Below are 17254 nucleotides of genomic sequence, written 5' to 3'. Positions count from 1 at the left end.
ATCTTAGCTTCGAAATAAATGGCGGGGAATTTCCGGAAATGCGCTTCTTCCCACCACCAAAGCCACTTTTATAACCCAAAGCAAAAAGCCCCCTGCCAGTTCATACACTGACAGGAGGCTTCTTTCATTGTATCAATTGATATCTTAAGCAGCACGTGCATCGGCTTTTACTGCCTGAACATAATCGTCTGCTTTCTTTTTGTCGAACTGACCTTCCCAACGAGAGATCACAATTGCTGCCAACGCATTACCTACTACGTTAACAACTGTACGAGCCATATCCATCAAACGGTCTACACCGGCGATGAAAGCAAGACCTTCTACTGGGAGACCTACAGAGCCAAGTGTAGCCAACAGTACTACGAACGATACTCCCGGTACACCAGCGATCCCTTTGGACGTAACCATTAGTACGAGCATAAGCGTGATCTGTGTGCTGATTGGCATGTGAATACCATACATTTGCGCAATGAACAGAGCAGCCAGTGCCTGGTACAGTGTGGAACCATCCAAGTTGAAGGAGTAGCCTGTCGGAATAACAAAGGACGTGATCGCCTTCGGACAGCCCATCTTCTCCATTTTTTCCATAATTTTAGGCAGTACAGTCTCGGAGCTAGAAGTGGAGTAAGCCAACAACAGCTCGTCCTTCAGTACACGCAGAATGGAAGTGATTTTGACTCCGCTGATACGTGCGATGATGCCCAATACCACAAGGATAAAGAAGAGCATGGCAAAGTGAACCAAAATAACCAGTTTCCCCAAAGGAATAAGAGAAGACAAACCAAATTTGGAAACGGTAACACCAATCAGTGCGAAAACACCAAACGGAGCAAAACGCATGATCGTGTTAACAACCCAGAACATCGCGTCTGCAACCCCATTGAAGAAGTTGAGAACGGGCCTTCCTTTTTCTCCTGCTGCTGCTACACCAAGTCCAAACAGAACGGAGAAGAAAATAATCGCTAACATATCGCCACGAGCGAGTGCATCAAACACATTGGTTGGCACAATATTGACGAATGTTTCCACCATGCCGTGGCTTTGTGTCGTTTCTGCCGTGTCTACATACTTGTGGATATCGGTCTTGGTAAGAACTGTTCGATCCACACCGGCACCCGGTTGAAAGATATTCGCTGCCAAAAGACCAACGATAATGGCAATCGTGGTAACGATTTCAAAATACAGAATTGTCTTACCACCGATTTTGCCCAGCTTCTTCATGTCACCTACGCCTGCTACGCCCACAATAAGCGTGGCAACAACGATCGGAACGACAATCATTTTAATCAATCGGAGAAAAATATCACCGATAGGCTGTAAATAGGTCGCCACTGCCGGGTTGCCGTAAAAGATAGCACCCACCAGGATACCCAGAATGAGACCGACGACAATCTGCATCGCTAATCCAAACCGCTTCATTCCGACACCTCGCTATGAAAGATTAAGATGTGACTCTCAAGTCGATATGCTTATACGCATCAAACTTGAGTGGTATATAGGTGAGCATCATATCATGACTTTTTGTGTTTTCCCCTTTTTTGTATTCTTTTCATTTCTTTATTTTTTCTGATAATATCTATCAAATTCGCGACATGATTGGTCTCATTGTGTTCGCTTCTGGAAAAATGATAAAATAAGGGAATCAATTTTCAGCGATTTTTCATTCAGAATGGAGCGCAGTCATGACGATTCGGAAAATGATCATCCTGCTACTGGTTCTGGCAGTCGGGTTGTTTCTCTTACCTTACTCCGTCCCCTTTTTGCTAGCACTGTTAACAGCAATTCTGGTTGAGCCGCTCGTCTTGTTTCTTGTCAAAAGGCTACGAATGAATCGGATGAGTGCGGTAATCGCATCCTTTTTCCTGTTCCTCATTTCTTTTGGGATCGTACTGTACTGGATCGGTACGCAGATCGTGATTCAGGGAATTGATTTGGCTCAGCGATTACCGGCTTTTTCGCAGCATATTTTTGAGTTGGTCGAGTCTTATTTGATAAGCTGGGAAACTTACTATGAATCGTTGCCTGCTGAAACCGTCTCGGAAATCCAAAGTGTCTTCGCTGGGCTTAAAAGCTGGGCGCTTACTTCAGCCTCCACAGTTGCCAAAGGTATTCTCGGTGTGGCAGCCATCGTTCCTGGATTTCTTATCTCTACGATTATTTACTTGGTTGCCTTGTTTTTGATCAGTCTCGATTTGCCGAAATTGCGTGCGGGCTTCATGAGAATGTTCACGGTGTCCGCTCGTGAAAAGGTCGAGGTGGTTATCTCTCAATTGAACCGTGCCACCGTTGGTTTTTTACGTGCCCAAATCATCTTGAGCCTGATGACGTTCACGCTGTCCTTTTTGGGATTGCTCATTTTGCAGGTCAAGTATGCAGCTGTCATTTCGCTCATGATCGTTTTCGTCGATATTCTCCCCATCTTGGGCGCAGGCTCGTTCCTCGTCCCGTGGGCTATTTACAACTTCTTGATGGGCAACTCTTATTTGGCAATCGGCCTGATCGTCATCTTCCTCGTGATTACGGTCGTCCGCCGTATTATCGAGCCCAAGGTACTCGCATCTAATCTGGGAATTAGTGCCCTTGCCGCTCTTGTCAGCTTGTTCCTCGGATTTCAGGTGATGGGATTTTTCGGGCTGATACTCGGTCCAGCGCTCGTCATCATTTACGAGGCACTGCGGAAAGCCGGATTCTTGAATTTCAAAATAGATTTTTGATGGGCACAAAAAATAGGTAGTGCTGCGGCCGTTTTTTCCGGTGATGGAATCGGAAAGGCGGCCGTTGATATAGAAAGAACTGGGGGAGCGCTTATGTGTGCATACAAAGAACTGACCACCTCACAACGGACGATCATGACGCCAGGGCCTGTCGAGGCCGAGCCTAGTGTTCTTCGCGTGATGGGTTCACCCATTTTGGGGCAATTCGATCCAGAATTCACGAACATCATGAACGAAACAATGGAAATGCTTCGGAAATTGTTTCAGACATCCAATCATTGGGCATTCCCTATTGACGGAACTTCCCGGGCGGGCATTGAAGCCGTATTGTGTAGCATAATCGAACCAGGAGATCGGGTGCTTGTACCCATTTTTGGACGCTTCGGGCACTTGCTCACGGAGATTGCGGAAAGGTACGGCGCAGATGTGATTACGATGGAAACTCGCTGGGGAGGCGTCTTTGAGCCGCAGGACGTCATTGCCGAAATCGAGCGAGTTCAGCCCAAAATCGTCGCAATGGTTCACGGTGAAACATCCACCGGATGCGTTCAGCCTTTGAAAGAAATCGGAGAAGCTTGCCGCCGGATGGATGTCCTATTTGTCGTCGATGCTGTCGCTTCGATCGGCGGGACAGAAGTGAAGGTAGACGATTGGTATATCGACGCATGTATTGGCGGCACGCAAAAATGCTTGTCTGTCCCCTCTGGGATGGCTCCTATCACGTTTAATTCTCGTGTAGAAGCGCTCTTGCTCCAACGGAAAAAGATCGAGCGTGGACTCGCTGATCCCTCTGCTCCGAAATCTGCTCAAACCCGAACGATCCGCAGCAACTACTTTGACTTGAGTCAGCTCATGGATTACTGGGGACCCGCACGGCTGAACCACCATACGGAGGCGACAACGATGCTGTACGCCTTGCGCGAGGGAGTGCGCATTGCCCTCACGGAAGGTCTGGAAGCGAGATTCGCCAGACATCGTTTGCATGAACAAGCCTTGGTCGCTGGTGTATTGGCGATGGGATTGCAGCTCTACGGCGATCCGGCTTGCAAGCTTCCCGTCGTCACCTGCATCAAAATTCCTGAGGGACTGGACGGAGAGTCAGTCCGCGCTATGCTGCTCGAGGATTTTCATATTGAAATTGCCAATTCCTTCGGGCCGCTAAAAGGGACAATCTGGCGGATTGGCACAATGGGCTACAGCTGCCGGAAGAAAAATATTTTGCATGTGCTAGGGGCGTTGGAAGCGGTTCTCATCCGGCATGGTGCCCGTGTACACGTAGGGCGGGCCGTTCAAGCCGCTTTAGATATTTATCATAGCTAAAAACAAAGGCCGCAGGGGCAATATAATACCCGAGCGGCTTTTATTATGTTCACAGCTGATTGCGAATTACCGTGCCACTAGTCACATTTGTAAGACGCCCATCCGACACGGTGATCTTCCCATTGACCAGCACATGGCAAATACCCATGGACTGCTGCATAGGTGCCTCATATGTTGCCCGGTCTACGATCTTGTTCGGGTCAAATACGACGAGATCCGCCCAGTATCCTTCTCTCAAAAATCCTCGATCCCGCAACCGCAGCAATTGAGCTGGGGCGCCTGTCATTTTTCGAACGGCTTCCCAAAGTGGAAACGATTGTTTCTCTCTTGCGTAATGACCTAACACACGAGCAAATGATCCGTAGAGCCTGGGATGAGGCTTTCCTCCAAAAACACCATCTGAACCCACCATTTGCAACGAATGCTTCATTACTCGATCGACATCTTCCGCGTTTCCCCAGTGGATAATGATGGTCACCTCGCCCTCTTCTTCCACCAAAAGTTCAAATGCGGCATCCGCCGGATCCATCCCTTTTTGCTGTGCAATTTCCTGCAAATTCATTCCTTCCAGCTTCCGATTGTTCGCAGAGGCTACTGATGCGATGACAAGATTGTCCCAGCCATTGTTTCTGACGGGATTGTCGTATTCCCCGTTGTGCTCCATTTCTTCTTTTGCTCGCTCGCAAATTTTGGGGTCATGTAGCCGCTCCAACATTTTGGCGATACCACCATCATGCATCCAGGGGGGAAGTATGGCATGGAGAAAAGTGGATGCTGCTGCATACGGATATTGATCAAACGTAATCTCGATACCGTTAGCACGCCCCTGCTCCAGCTTCTCCAAGGCAATGTCCAGCTTATCCCGATTTCTGCCCCCACAAATTTTAAAATGAGAAACGTGCAGACGAACTCCCGATCTGCGTGCTGCATCAATCACTTCGTCTAATGCCTCCAATGAGTAATTACTTTCGTTGCGGATGTGAACAACAAAGCAGCCATCGTATTTAGCGGCACCCTTGCAGAATCCAACCAATTCTTCTTTGTTCGCATAGACGCAAGGCGGGTATTGGATACCGGACGACACGCCAAATGCGCCCTGCTGCATACCTAGTTCTACCAGCTCCTGCATCGCTGCGATTTCTTTTTGCGTGGCCTCTCTACCAGCAAACCCCATCACCATAGATCGGATATTTCCATGTGGTACCAAATAAGCGATATGGCCAGTCAACTTCGCCTGTTCAAGGAATGCCAGGTATTCATAAATGCTGTGCCATGGCCATTCTCCAATGTCGCCGTTGATTCTTTTCAATTGCTTCATCCAGAGTGGTTTCGTCTCACTCGTCACGGGAGCAACAGAAACCCCATCCTGACCGACAAGTTCTGTCGTAATTCCCTGCAACACCCGGATTTGGTGAATATCCGGTCGTGTACACCACAAATCTGAGTGAACATGTGCATCAATAAAACCAGGAGCGACCACCATTCCAGTCGCATCTATTTCTGTGATTCCTCCCGAAGAAATGAATCTCGCCATATGGGCAATCCGCCCGTTTTCGATCCCAATATCCAGCCTCGTCCAAGGATTTCCCGTACCATCACATACCATCCCATTGCGTATGACGATATCAAATGTTGTCTGTACCATGTAAACGTCACCTCCCTATTGGACAGAAACATTCCAGAATGGCGCATCCATGAAGTACTGATAGCCCTTCACGTAGTTTCGATGAGCCGCCAATCCGTGCAAGTCCCCTATTTTTACAATCGGGAGATCCTCCCAGAACAAGGTTTGTATTTTCTCAAATACGACCTTCTGCTCATCAAAGGTAACCGTATGGCGAAGTTCGTCCAGCAATGCATCCATCTCAGGGTTTTCGTACCAGCCTGGCCACTTGTTTCGAGAGTCTAGATACAATGTTTGGACCGGGTTTGTATAGGTTGGAAAGCCAGTGAAAAATATGTTCCACTTGGTTTCATCTGAACGTTTGCTGACCATCGTAGGCCAGTCGTAAATCTCGAAGTTTACTTTGACCCCGATTTTCTCCAACTGGTCTTTAACCATGATGGAACTTTTGTAAATGTAATCGTAGTCCTTTGTGGTGATGATGGTCACGGGCTCGCCATTGTAGCCAGCTTCAGCCAACAGCTTTTTCGCCAATTCAGGATTCTTCTGATTGTATTTTTCTTTACCTGCTTCTGAATGCCATGGCTGCTCTACAAACATCAGGCTGTGATCCAGTCGGAAAAAATCCGGGTTCCCGCTTATCCCCATCATGATCATTTCATGGTCAAGTGCAGCATTCACTGCTTGGCGTGCCGTTACATTCGCAAACAAACCTTTTTTCTTGTTAAAAATCATGCCGACGTATTTTTGTGGCTTCGACACGACCGTCACCAGATTAGGGTCACCTTTTAACTGTTCGTAGTTGTCAAAAGGAAGCTCATCAGCAAAATCGTACTCCCCCGATTGAAGACCTGCCACACGTGTAGCTGCATCCGGAACGGTGTGGAAGTAAATGCTGTCTACCATGGCTTCCTTTTTCCCGCCCAATCCGCTTGCTGGCTCGGTCAATGCTTGATAATCGGCATATTTTTCGAGATGAATGTATTGATCCTGCTTCCACTCCACGAATTTGAACGGCCCTGTCCCAATGTATTCTTTTACTCCTTCTTCCGTAGCCGCTTCAATGACTTCCTTCGGCATGATCATTGCTCCCTGTTGAGGAAATGCGAGTGCGGTTAGTAAGGTGCCGGATGGCTTTTCCAAGGTGATGATAATTTTGTCATTGTCCTTGGACGAAATCGTGGCATTCGCAAGGCCTGTTTTACCATTTGGTGACAGCTCCTTCCAGCGATTGAGCGAAGCAATCACATCCTCTACGCCCAGAGCTTTCCCATTATGAAAGGTGATTCCTTCCCTGAGTGTGAAGGTGATCTCTTTCCCGTCTTTACTCACTTCAAAAGATTTCGCAAGCATCGGAACAGGCTTGTAGTCTTTATCCAGTGTGACGAGCGGCTCGAAAATATGCCAACCGACTTGGAGTGCCACTGTCGTGGACGTTTTCACCATATCAAGTGAAGGCGGTGAAACCGACAACGCAACGCGCAGTTCGTTCTTCTCTTTTCTCAATTTACTGCTGGAAGTAGGATCGCTTGTAGACGGAGTCGAGGTGCACCCCAGCAATGAAAGCGTTACGATGAAAAGAAGTGTCAGCATATAACCAATCGGCTTCTTGATCATGGAAAATCCCCCTTCATTAATTGAATTTTCAGGTTATTTTCAAACTGATCTTTTCATTTCGAATCACTGTCCCCGCAGTCAAGCCAGTGAAGGATGAGTCATCCACCGCCACTTTCCCATTCACGAGTACATATTTGATTCCGATCGGCTCAAGAAGCGGCTCCTCGTAGGTCGCTTGATCTGCAACTGTTGTCGGATCAAAAATAACAATATCGGCCCAATACCCTTCTGTGATGAATCCTCGATCCTTGAGTCGAAGCAGCTGCGCAGGCGCTCCTGTCATATGACGAATGGCTTCAGACATCGTGAGTATTTCTTGTTCCCTGACAAACCGCCCCAATATTCGCGGGAAGGTTCCGTAAAGCCTCGGATGCGGTTTTCCGCCAAATATCCCGTCCGAACCGACGATTTGCAATGGATGTTTAAGCGCGTTCGTGATATCTTCCTCTTCGCCCCATGATATGACCATCGTGACTCCGGCATTTTCCTCCAACAACAGCTCAAAGACAGCATCGGCAGGTGTTGTTCCACGCATCTGGGCAATATCCAGTAGGTTCTTCCCCTCCACGACGCGATTCTTCTCAGAAGTGACAGACGCAATCACGATATTACCCCAGCCGCAGCTCTCTACCCAGTTTTCAAAATCATGGTTGTTTTCGAAGTCATCTTTAATCCGCCTGCGAATCTCTGGGTCTTGCAGCTTGGCGAGAAGCTCCTCTGTACCTCCATTGTGCATCCACGGTGGCAACAGAGCATGTAATACCGTTGATCCTGCTGTGTACGGATACTGATCGAAGGTGATTTCGATCCCCTCCACGCGGGCTTGATCCATTTTTTCTAATGCCTTTTGGAAGTTGTCACGATTGTTTCGGCCAACCACCTTGAAATGAGAAATATGCAGACGCACACTTGAACGGCGTGCAACATCGATCATCTCGTCAAGCGCTTCGAGTATGCGATTGCTTTCATTACGCATATGAACGACGAAACATCCATCATATTTGGCTGCTCCTTTGCATAACTCGATGAGCTCTTCTTTGCATGAAAACAAATTAGGCGGATACACCAGCCCTGACGACAGGCCGACTGCTCCTTGTCGCATTCCTTCTTCTACTAGCTCACGCATTTTTCGCATCTCATCTGTCGTAGCCGTTCGTCCCTCAAACCCCATCACAAGTGTTCGCACAGCACCGTGGGGAACCAAGTAAGCGACATTTCCAGCCAGCGTAGAGCGGCTTAAAAACTGGAGGTACTCGTCAATCGAATTCCAAGGCCAGTCGCCGATGTCACCGTTCAACCCGCGGAGTTGTTTTTGCCATAAAGGCTTCGTCTGTTCATTGACAGGGGCAACAGAAATACCGTCTTGCCCGAGCAGCTCTGTTGTTACTCCTTGCAGCACCTTGATTTTGTGCAAATCCGGCTTCGTGCATAGCAAGTCAGAATGTACATGCGTGTCAATAAAACCTGGAGAGACAACCAAACCTTCTGCCTCGATCTCTAGCACGGCTTCTGTGTCGTGAAGCTGTCCGATCTTCACAATCCTTCCGTCCTTAATACCGAGGTCCATCCGGGTCCACGGATTACCAGTTCCGTCGTACACCTGACCATTCCGAATAATAATATCCAGCATTCTTCTTGCTCCTCTCTATCCTTGCAATTTTTATGAAACGTGATGACAAGCGACACGATGACCTGTACCCATTTCCCGCAATACCGGAACGACTTCCTTACAGGTGGTGCTTACTTGCGGACATCTCGGATGAAACACGCAGCCTTTTGGCAGATGGATTGGGGAGGGAACCTCGCTTGAGAGGACGATCCTCTCTTTCTTTTTCTTTGGATTTGGCTCGGGGATAGCTGACAATAGCGCTTTGGTATAAGGGTGCAGCGGTTGGGAGAACAAAGCATCTGTAGGGGCTTCTTCCACTAAATGCCCCAGGTACATCACGCCGACTCGATCAGAAATATGTCGGACGACGCTGAGGTCATGTGCGATGAATAAATAGGTGAGTTGAAAATCTTCTTGCAGCTGTTGTAATAGATTGAGAATCTGAGACTGAATAGAGACATCGAGTGCGGAAACAGGTTCATCACATACGATAAATGCAGGATTTACTGCTAGTGCACGCGCCATCACGATCCGCTGTCTTTGCCCACCTGAAAACTCATGCGGATATCGGTCGTAATGTTCTGGCTGCAGTCCCACTTTACGAAGAAGGTCAAGGACAAACTGCTTACGCTGCCTTTTCTCTCCCAACTTGAAAATACTCATTGGTTCAGCGATGGCTTTGCCTATTTGTTTGCGGGGATTCAGCGCTGAATACGGGTCTTGAAAAATGATCTGCATTTCTTTTCTGGCGTTTCTGAGTTCTTCATCCGAGAAACGAGTCATGTCCTGTCCCCTGTATTGCACACTGCCAGACGTCGGCTCTAACAAGCGAAGAATCATGCGGCCCGTTGTGCTTTTTCCGCATCCGGATTCTCCCACAAGCCCGTAGGTTTCCCCTTTGTATATTTTCAAGGAAAGATTGCTGACCGCTTTTACGTATGCTTTCTCTTGAAAATAGCCTCGCTTCATCGGAAAATGCTTCACTAAATTGGATACCTGTAAAAGTGGTACCGCTGTATTCTCGTTAGCTGCCAAAGGCAACGCCTCCCAAACCGATTCTTTCGTGATGCCAGCATCGAACCTGATGCCCGTCCGCTATTTCAAACAAGTCTGGAGGATGCTGCCTGCACTTTTCATCTGCAAGCGGGCATCTAGGTGCAAAACGACACCCTTTTGGAATCTGATGGAGCGACGGAACGATGCCATCTATCACATGGAGCTTCTTTCCGCGTTTGCCATCAATGGTCGGGATTGATTTCATCAAACCAATCGTATAGGGATGCTTCGGATTCTCAAACAATGTGTCCACAGACGCTTCTTCTACGATCTGCCCCAAATACATGACCAGAACGCGATCGCACACTTCAGAAACGACACCAAGATCGTGGGTAATTAGCAAGATTCCCATCTGTAATTGCTTTTGCAGACCTAGCATCAAATCAAGAATTTGCGCTTGAATGGTAACGTCCAATGCGGTCGTCGGTTCATCGGCAATCAACAGCTTGGGCTGGCAGCACAAGCCCATGGCGATCATAACACGCTGCCTCATTCCTCCTGAGAGCTGATGAGGATAGTCGCTCACCCTCTTTTCCGGTGAAGGGATGCCGACCAAGGTAAGCATTTCAATCGCTTTTTCCTGCGCAGCCTTTTTGGACAATTTTTGATGCAGCATGAGTGATTCGGCAATTTGGTTTCCTACGGTATAGACAGGATTGAGCGAGCTCATCGGGTCTTGGAAGATCATCGATATCCGATTGCCGCGAATCTCTTGCAGCTCTTCCATGGATGATTGCAGCAGCTCTTTTTGCTCAAAAAAAATTTGGCCTGTAAGCTTCGTTCCACTGTGTTTTCGGAACAAGCGTAGGATCGACAAGGAAGTCACACTTTTTCCGCATCCCGATTCCCCAACCAGTCCGACCGTCTCGCCGGAATCCACCTGAAAGGAAACCCCGTCCACAGCTGTCACCTGACCCAGCTCTGTGGAAAAGGTCGTTCTCAAGTTTTTCACTTCCAACAATGGCACATGAATCATCCCCTTCCCACCTTGCAGCGCTTATTTTTTTGCTCGATTCGTATGCGGGTCCATTAAATCGCGGAGGCCATCTCCGAGCAGGTTGAGCCCCAGTACGGTTATCATGATGGACAGACCAGGAAAAACAGTCATCCACCATGCTTGCTTCATGATCGTTCTTCCGTCATTTAAAATGTTTCCCCAGCTTGGCTCAGGCGGCGGAGTTCCTGCTCCCAAGAAGCTCAAGGAGGCTTCCGTAATGACTGCATAAGCAAAAATGAACGTTGCCTGGACAATCAGAGGAGACAGGCAGTTAGGGGCGATATGCAGCCAAATGACCCTCCATGCCTTCCCCCCCAGGGCATGAATCGCTTCGATATACGTCTGTTCCCTCACCGTGATGGCTACCGATCTGATTGCTCGGGCTACCGTTGGAATATACACAACACTCAGAGCGATAATCACATTGCTCATTTTCGGACCGAGTGCTGCCAATATGGCAATGGCCAGCAAAATCGCGGGAAATGCCATTAAACCATCATTGATCCGCATGAGAAAGTTGTCCAATCTTCGGTAGTAGGCTGAATACAGCCCAAATATTAACCCTACGATGGAAGTAATCACGACTACCGAGAATCCAACCCCCATAGATATTCTGCTTCCGTACACAACACGTGTAAAAACATCTCGGCCAAACTCGTCCGTACCGAACCAATGGCTGGTGCTTGGCGGTTTGAGTCGATCCTGCACTTTCATTTCGAGTGGATCATAGGTGGTGAGCAAAGGAGCAAGGACACAAATGAAGGTGATAAACAAAACGAGAATACTTCCAGAGACAGCCAATCGGTTTGCGAAAAACCGATTCATGACTACTCTTGTGTGATGCCTTGAAGATGCAACAGGTTGGCTTGAGGCAATTGTTACCGAAGATGTTTCCATTCATCCATCCCCCCTTAGCTCTTGTCGTATCGCACACGTGGATCGATATACGCGTAAAGCAAATCAACGATGAGATTGATGAGAACATACGCTGTTGCAATCATGAGCACGGTTCCTTGGATCACCTCGTAATCTCGTCTTAAAACGGAATTGACAATGAGCTTGCCGATCCCAGGTATATTAAAGACGGTTTCAGTCACAACTGCTCCCCCGATCAGCGTCGCAAACGACAGTCCGATTACCGTAAGGATGGGTATGAAGGCATTGCGTAGCGCATGCTTATAGGTGACAATCCACATCTTCAAGCCTTTTGCTTCTGCCGTTCGAATGTAATTTTCGTTCAACACTTCCAGCATGGAAGATCTCGTCATTCGCGCAATGAAAGCTCCTTGCATTATGCCAAGTGATATCGCGGGCATGATCAAGTATTTGAAATGATTCAGGAGTCCATTGGACATTGGTTGATAGCCTGCTGCAGGCAGCCAATTCAGCTGGACCGCGAAAAGCAAGATCAGATTCAACCCAATCCAGAAGCTAGGAAGCGAGATTCCCAGCAAAGCAAATGTCATAAACGATTGATCCATCCACGTTCCTCGACGATTGGCCGCCATCACACCCAAAGGGATCGCAAACAGAATCGCGATGATCTCAGCTATAATCGTTAAGGAAAGGGTTGGCCCTAAATGCTCCCATATCGCTTCTGTCACGGGCTTATCCATAAAGATCGACCAGCCTAAATCCCCTTGCAGCAAGCCACCTATCCATTCGAAAAAGCGGATGTAGATGGGAAGATTTAAGCCTAGCTGCTCTCGTAATTTTGCTAATTCTTCTTCCGTAGCTTGTGCCCCCAGAATGACAGAAGCAGGGTCACCAGGGGTAAGATGAATGATGATAAAGTCAACAACCGCTACAACCAGAAGGACAGGTAATAAGGACACGACACGCTTAAGCAAATAACCTCCCATTTTCGTCTTTCCCCCTCAATTGTCATCGATTAAAAGCCATGAACGTGTACAACCCAGCATTCATATATGCAGTTTCAGATCATAGACCTGACGGGGCCTTCCTTTACAGATCGGTTGCTCTTCACCAACCACCATTGCCAATTGACACTGCTCTAATTTGCTTAAAATCCGTCTGGCACTGCGTAATGAAACGCCAAATCGACTAGCGAGGTCAGCTGCGGTTATTTGTGAGCTACCGTAGTTTTGGCAAAAGGAGATCAGTTTATTGATCGTCCCGACGCTCAAGCCTGATTTTCGGGCGGCATCCAAACGCTCTGGATTGTTGCTTCGCAAGGAGTACGCTAACTGAAATTCTTCACCAAGCGGTCCGACAACATTGCCATCGTGCATGGCAATAAAACAGCTTCCTCCTCCGCCGGATTTCGCTTTGGAGAGAGCTTCCCCGGCTTTGCTTTGCGCCTCGTTTGCAGTTCGGCCCAACCCTATTCCGATACTGGCAGAAATATTTAAACGGTTTACGATTCTCTCCAGGAGGGGGAAGCGGGTAAACATGCTTGTCGTCCGTTCGATAACACCCCGAGTCGTAACGAAGATGACTTCATTTCGATCCGGCCAGTTCATCAATGCCTGGATTTCTTCCCCATAATCAATCAAAATTTCCTGAATCGCGATTTTCTTTCGCTGGAGCTCATATTCGGATGAATGCCATTTTTTCACGATGTTCTCGATATTAATGATGCCGATTGCGATTTGGGTATCGTTTAACTGAAGGTTTTTCCCTTCGATCTGCGCCCGATACAAGCCATCTTGGATCGTAGACTTGGTGGGTGTTACACGATAACAGGGGATTCCCAATCTTCGAAGCTCCCAATAAACAGATGCTACACACGTAAAAATTGCGTCTACCTTTTTACTTGTCCATAATTCGTAATGAAACTGAAGAATATCGTCTGCGCTCTGGTCTAGCTGATATTCCATCGTGTACATGCGATCTACTGGTATAGACAGCTCATCCAATCTTTGCTCAACCTCTTGTAAAGACAAAACATCGATACTAAAGCGCAAGCGGCTCTCTTTCAATAAGGTCCCGCTATCTCGCAACAACTGAAAGAACACCCGATAGAGACTCGTGCCATTGTAAGGCAGGTAAACCATCGGCTTAGGAGCATCAACATGTTCGCGGGCGATTTGGTATGGAATTGGCCCGGCAAATAAAAAAACGTCAACCTCTTCCTTGCTGGAAAGCACGAGTTGTTTGACATCCTGCACATCTTTGTAGCCGAGGGGGCGCAACATTAAGGCTGGAAATGTTGCTGCCATACACAAAACTTCATCAAGCAAATCGTAAGGACCTATAACTGCGACTTTTATTTCCATCGCTCCCTACCACTTCCTCTCCGATTTTTTACTGCTAACATATATTTAATTAAATTTTTTAAAAATTCTTTCTATTATCATACATTCGGCCATTCTTACATGCAATTTCCGTTAATAGTCCTTTTATCCCCTTTTTCTATAAGAAAAACCATTAAGATCTTTTTGGTTTGGGTCAACATAGGGGCGGAGAAGAAAAAGCACAGTTCTCTTCGACTCTGTCAAGGTCTACGAGCCCTGTGCTTTTTCTTCTCACCAGCTTTGTACCACAACTACAACTTATCAATTCCTATTTACTGAAAAAAACGTGCAAAGAACCACTCCGTCTTGCAGAATGATTCCCTACACGTTTTCTCGATTTAAAAGATTCTATTGTTTTGGGCTAACACGCGCCAGCAAATCCACGATGTGTACGGCCTCCATCTTTCCTTCCAGTCCAGCTCGATGAATGCCTGCTTTCATTTGCAACAGACAGCCTGGATTCGAGGTCACGAGAATGTCTGCTTGGGTAGCCGCTACATGACCCATTTTTTCATCCAAAAGACTTCCGGCCATCTCAGGCTGCACCAGGTTGTAAATACCTGCTGAGCCGCAGCAGCGATCTCCCTCGCAAAGCTGTACGTATGTGGCTCCCGGAATGGCTTGCAAGAGGCTCACTGGCTCTTTGGTCACCTTCATCCCGTTACGCAGGTGACAGGAGGATTGATAGGTGATCCGTTGCGGCAATGATTGCCATGCTTTTGGCTCGACGAGGAGTGCTAGCACCTCACTAATATCCTTCACACGTGAAGCGAACCATTGTGCCTTCTCCTGCCATTCGGCATCTTCCGCCAGCAAATGGTCGTATTCCTGTAGCATCGCCCCGCAACCGCCTGCATTGGATACGATGATATCCACGTCAGCCTTGTGAAAAGCAGCCACATTTTTTCGCGCCAGATTGCGAGCCTGTTCACGCTCACCGCTATGTGCATGGAGAGCACCGCAGCACACCTGGTCCGGAGCGATGATGACCTCACAGCCTGCCTCACTCAGAAGCCGCACAGTGTTGCGATTCGTCTCATTGAATAGGACATCCATAATGCAGCCGTGAAACATTCCTACGCGATACTTGCGCTCGCCTATGGCTGGAATAACCGTGCCACCGAAAAAGTCCACGATACCTTTTCCAGATGCTTCAGGCATAATCGCTTCCATTTCCCGCATTTGCTTAGGCAGGGTGGATAACACTCCCAGCTTGCGAACGGTTTTTTGCACACCTGAGCGCTGATAAAAGCGTAAGAGTCCGCCGAGCTGGTACATGCGTTTCTGATGAGGGAACAGGTGGAAAAACGCGAGCTTGCGGACGGCTTTGACCCACCATGGATGCTCCTGCACCTCTTCGATCGCTTCTCTCGTCTGCTCGATCAGCTGACCGTACGGCACACCTGCTGGGCATACCGGCTCACATGCTCGGCAGCCTAGACAGAGATTCATTTGATCGACAAAATCTTTGTCCGGCTCCATGACACCGTCTGCTACGGCTTTCATTAAGGCGATACGACCTCTTGGAGAAGCTGCCTCATAGCCAGTTTCCCGAAAGGTCGGACAGGCTGGCTGGCAGAAGCCGCAGCGCATACAGTTGGACAGTTCATCGTAATCGAGTTTATTTACCAAAGCTTCTTTAAGCACGCTGGACCACCACTCTGTTCCGGGACTGTTTGGCAAACATCTTGTCAGGGTTCAGGAGATTGTGAGGATCGAAAGCGTGCTTGATGCCTTTCATGATCTCCATACCTGCGGCTCCTACTTTCCACTCCAAGTACGGTGCCTTGACGATCCCTACCCCATGCTCTCCCGTAATCGTTCCGCCCAAATCAATTGCCGCCGCGAAAATTTCCTCGAAGGCATGCTCAACGCGCTCGATCTCCTCCGTGTTGCGAGCGTCTGTCATGCAGGTCGGATGCAAATTGCCGTCTCCCGCATGGCCAAAGGTGCAAATTTGCAGTCCGTAACGCTCTGTAATCTCTTGGATCGCGGCGACCATCGGCGCAATCGCGGCGCGGGGAACGGTTGCGTCCTCCAAAATGGTCGTCGGACGCATCCGTGACAATGCGGCGAGCGCACTGCGTCTGGCAGTCATTACCTCATCCGCTTCCTCAGCTGTCGTCGCTACCTTGATTTGGACGGCATCATTCTTCTGGCAAATAGCAGCGATCTGCTCCATGTCCCGATCGACCGTCTGCGGCTCTCCGTCCTGACCGATCAGGAGGATCGCCGCCACATCTGTCGGAAGCCCGATCTGTTTGAAATCCTCGACAACACGGATCGTTCCTTGATCAAGAAATTCAAGCGTTCCTGGAATGATACGATTGGCAATAATATCAGAAACAGACCTCGCCGCCTGTGCCATATCTGCAAACATCGCCAACATGACTCGCTGTGTCTGCGGCTTCGGAATCAGCTTGAGAATAGCCTCGGTAATGATCGCCAACGTGCCCTCGCTACCGACCAAAAGCTTGGTCAGATCATAGCCCGCCACATCCTTCATCAGCTTGCCCCCGGTACGAATGACCTCTCCGTTCGGCAACACAGCTTCGAGTCCCAGCACGTAATCCTTGGTCGTTCCGTACTTCAACCCGCGCAGTCCACCCGAATTAAGTGCAATATTCCCGCCAATTGTGGAGATGACCATGCTGCCTGGATCTGGTGGGTAAAACAAACCGAGTGCCTCTACCGCCTGATGGATGTCGACCGTTCGGACCCCCGGCTGCACCGTTATCGTCAAATTTTGTTCGTCAATCTCTACGATCTGATTCATCCGGCTCAACACCAAGACAATTCCGCCACCGACTGGTATCGTTCCGCCGCATAGATTGGAGCCGGCTCCACGCGTCACAATCGGGATGTGATGTCGTGCTGCAACTCGCATGACCTGCTGGACTTCGGCTGTACTCTTCGGTATGACGACCACATCTGGCAATGCTTGCTGCATCGGAGTTGCGTCATACGAATAGGCGACTAATGCTTCCTGTTTGTCGAGGCAGTTTTTCTCTCCGACGATGGCACGCAGCTCTTCGCGAATGGATTCTGGCAACATGGAAT

At 48.5% G+C, this 17254-nt stretch carries 13 protein-coding genes; 2 read left to right on the top strand and 11 right to left on the bottom strand.

The window, feature by feature from the left end; all coding sequences use genetic code 11:
* Window positions 1-144 precede the first annotated feature (144 nt).
* Window positions 145-1419 (bottom strand): cation:dicarboxylate symporter family transporter, encoded by a 1275-nt coding sequence (locus tag ACKKE8_RS08865; RefSeq protein WP_409177848.1) that lies wholly within the window; start codon window positions 1417-1419, stop codon window positions 145-147.
* Window positions 1420-1682: 263 nt separating this feature from the next.
* Between ACKKE8_RS08865 and ytvI the strand changes: the two genes are divergently transcribed.
* Together ytvI and ACKKE8_RS08855 are read left to right on the top strand one after the other, a co-directional pair.
* The gene (gene ytvI, locus ACKKE8_RS08860) at window positions 1683-2714 is read left to right on the top strand and encodes a sporulation integral membrane protein YtvI (protein WP_409177847.1); all 1032 of its coding nucleotides are present in this window, start codon (window positions 1683-1685) and stop codon (window positions 2712-2714) included.
* Window positions 2715-2807: 93 nt separating this feature from the next.
* Window positions 2808-4034 carry a pyridoxal-phosphate-dependent aminotransferase family protein gene (locus ACKKE8_RS08855; RefSeq protein ID WP_409177846.1) on the top strand — a complete coding sequence of 409 codons (1227 nt, stop codon included), beginning with the start codon at window positions 2808-2810 and terminating at the stop codon, window positions 4032-4034.
* A 49-nt stretch (window positions 4035-4083) separates the two neighbouring features.
* Here the strand turns inward: ACKKE8_RS08855 and ACKKE8_RS08850 are convergent, their stop codons facing one another.
* The 10 genes from ACKKE8_RS08850 to ACKKE8_RS08805 all read right to left on the bottom strand — a co-directional run bounded on the left by ACKKE8_RS08850 (window position 4084) and on the right by ACKKE8_RS08805 (window position 17249).
* Window positions 4084-5679: an N-acyl-D-amino-acid deacylase family protein gene (locus ACKKE8_RS08850; protein WP_409177845.1), complete on the bottom strand. Its 1596-nt coding sequence runs from the start codon at window positions 5677-5679 to the stop codon at window positions 4084-4086.
* Window positions 5680-5694: 15 nt separating this feature from the next.
* Window positions 5695-7275 (bottom strand): ABC transporter substrate-binding protein, encoded by a 1581-nt coding sequence (locus ACKKE8_RS08845; protein ID WP_409177844.1) that lies wholly within the window; start codon window positions 7273-7275, stop codon window positions 5695-5697.
* Window positions 7276-7303: 28 nt separating this feature from the next.
* Window positions 7304-8905 carry an N-acyl-D-amino-acid deacylase family protein gene (locus tag ACKKE8_RS08840; protein WP_409177843.1) on the bottom strand — a complete coding sequence of 534 codons (1602 nt, stop codon included), beginning with the start codon at window positions 8903-8905 and terminating at the stop codon, window positions 7304-7306.
* Window positions 8906-8935: 30 nt separating this feature from the next.
* Window positions 8936-9919, bottom strand: coding sequence for an ABC transporter ATP-binding protein (locus tag ACKKE8_RS08835; protein ID WP_409177842.1), 984 nt, complete (start codon window positions 9917-9919; stop codon window positions 8936-8938).
* Entirely contained in the window at window positions 9909-10916 is a 1008-nt protein-coding gene (locus ACKKE8_RS08830; protein WP_409177841.1) for an ABC transporter ATP-binding protein, read from the bottom strand. Before ACKKE8_RS08830 ends, ACKKE8_RS08835 begins: the two co-directional genes overlap by 11 nt.
* Before the next feature lie 21 nt (window positions 10917-10937).
* The gene (locus tag ACKKE8_RS08825; RefSeq protein ID WP_409177840.1) at window positions 10938-11834 is read right to left on the bottom strand and encodes an ABC transporter permease; all 897 of its coding nucleotides are present in this window, start codon (window positions 11832-11834) and stop codon (window positions 10938-10940) included.
* Window positions 11835-11848: 14 nt separating this feature from the next.
* Window positions 11849-12799: an ABC transporter permease gene (locus tag ACKKE8_RS08820; protein WP_409177839.1), complete on the bottom strand. Its 951-nt coding sequence runs from the start codon at window positions 12797-12799 to the stop codon at window positions 11849-11851.
* A gap of 60 nt (window positions 12800-12859) precedes the next feature.
* Window positions 12860-14119, bottom strand: a complete 1260-nt coding sequence (locus ACKKE8_RS08815; protein ID WP_409177838.1) for a transcriptional regulator — start codon at window positions 14117-14119, stop codon at window positions 12860-12862.
* A 423-nt stretch (window positions 14120-14542) separates the two neighbouring features.
* Entirely contained in the window at window positions 14543-15841 is a 1299-nt protein-coding gene (locus ACKKE8_RS08810; protein WP_409177837.1) for a (Fe-S)-binding protein, read from the bottom strand.
* On the bottom strand, window positions 15834-17249 hold the full coding sequence (locus ACKKE8_RS08805; protein ID WP_409177836.1) for an FAD-binding oxidoreductase: 1416 nt from the start codon (window positions 17247-17249) through the stop codon (window positions 15834-15836). Before ACKKE8_RS08805 ends, ACKKE8_RS08810 begins: the two co-directional genes overlap by 8 nt.
* Window positions 17250-17254 lie beyond the last annotated feature (5 nt).

The organism is Brevibacillus fortis (genome assembly GCF_046196545.1).
GTDB lineage: Bacteria > Bacillota > Bacilli > Brevibacillales > Brevibacillaceae > Brevibacillus > Brevibacillus fortis_A.
Note: the sequence above shows the minus strand (reverse complement) of the source record. Positions and strands in the feature narration are given on the sequence as shown.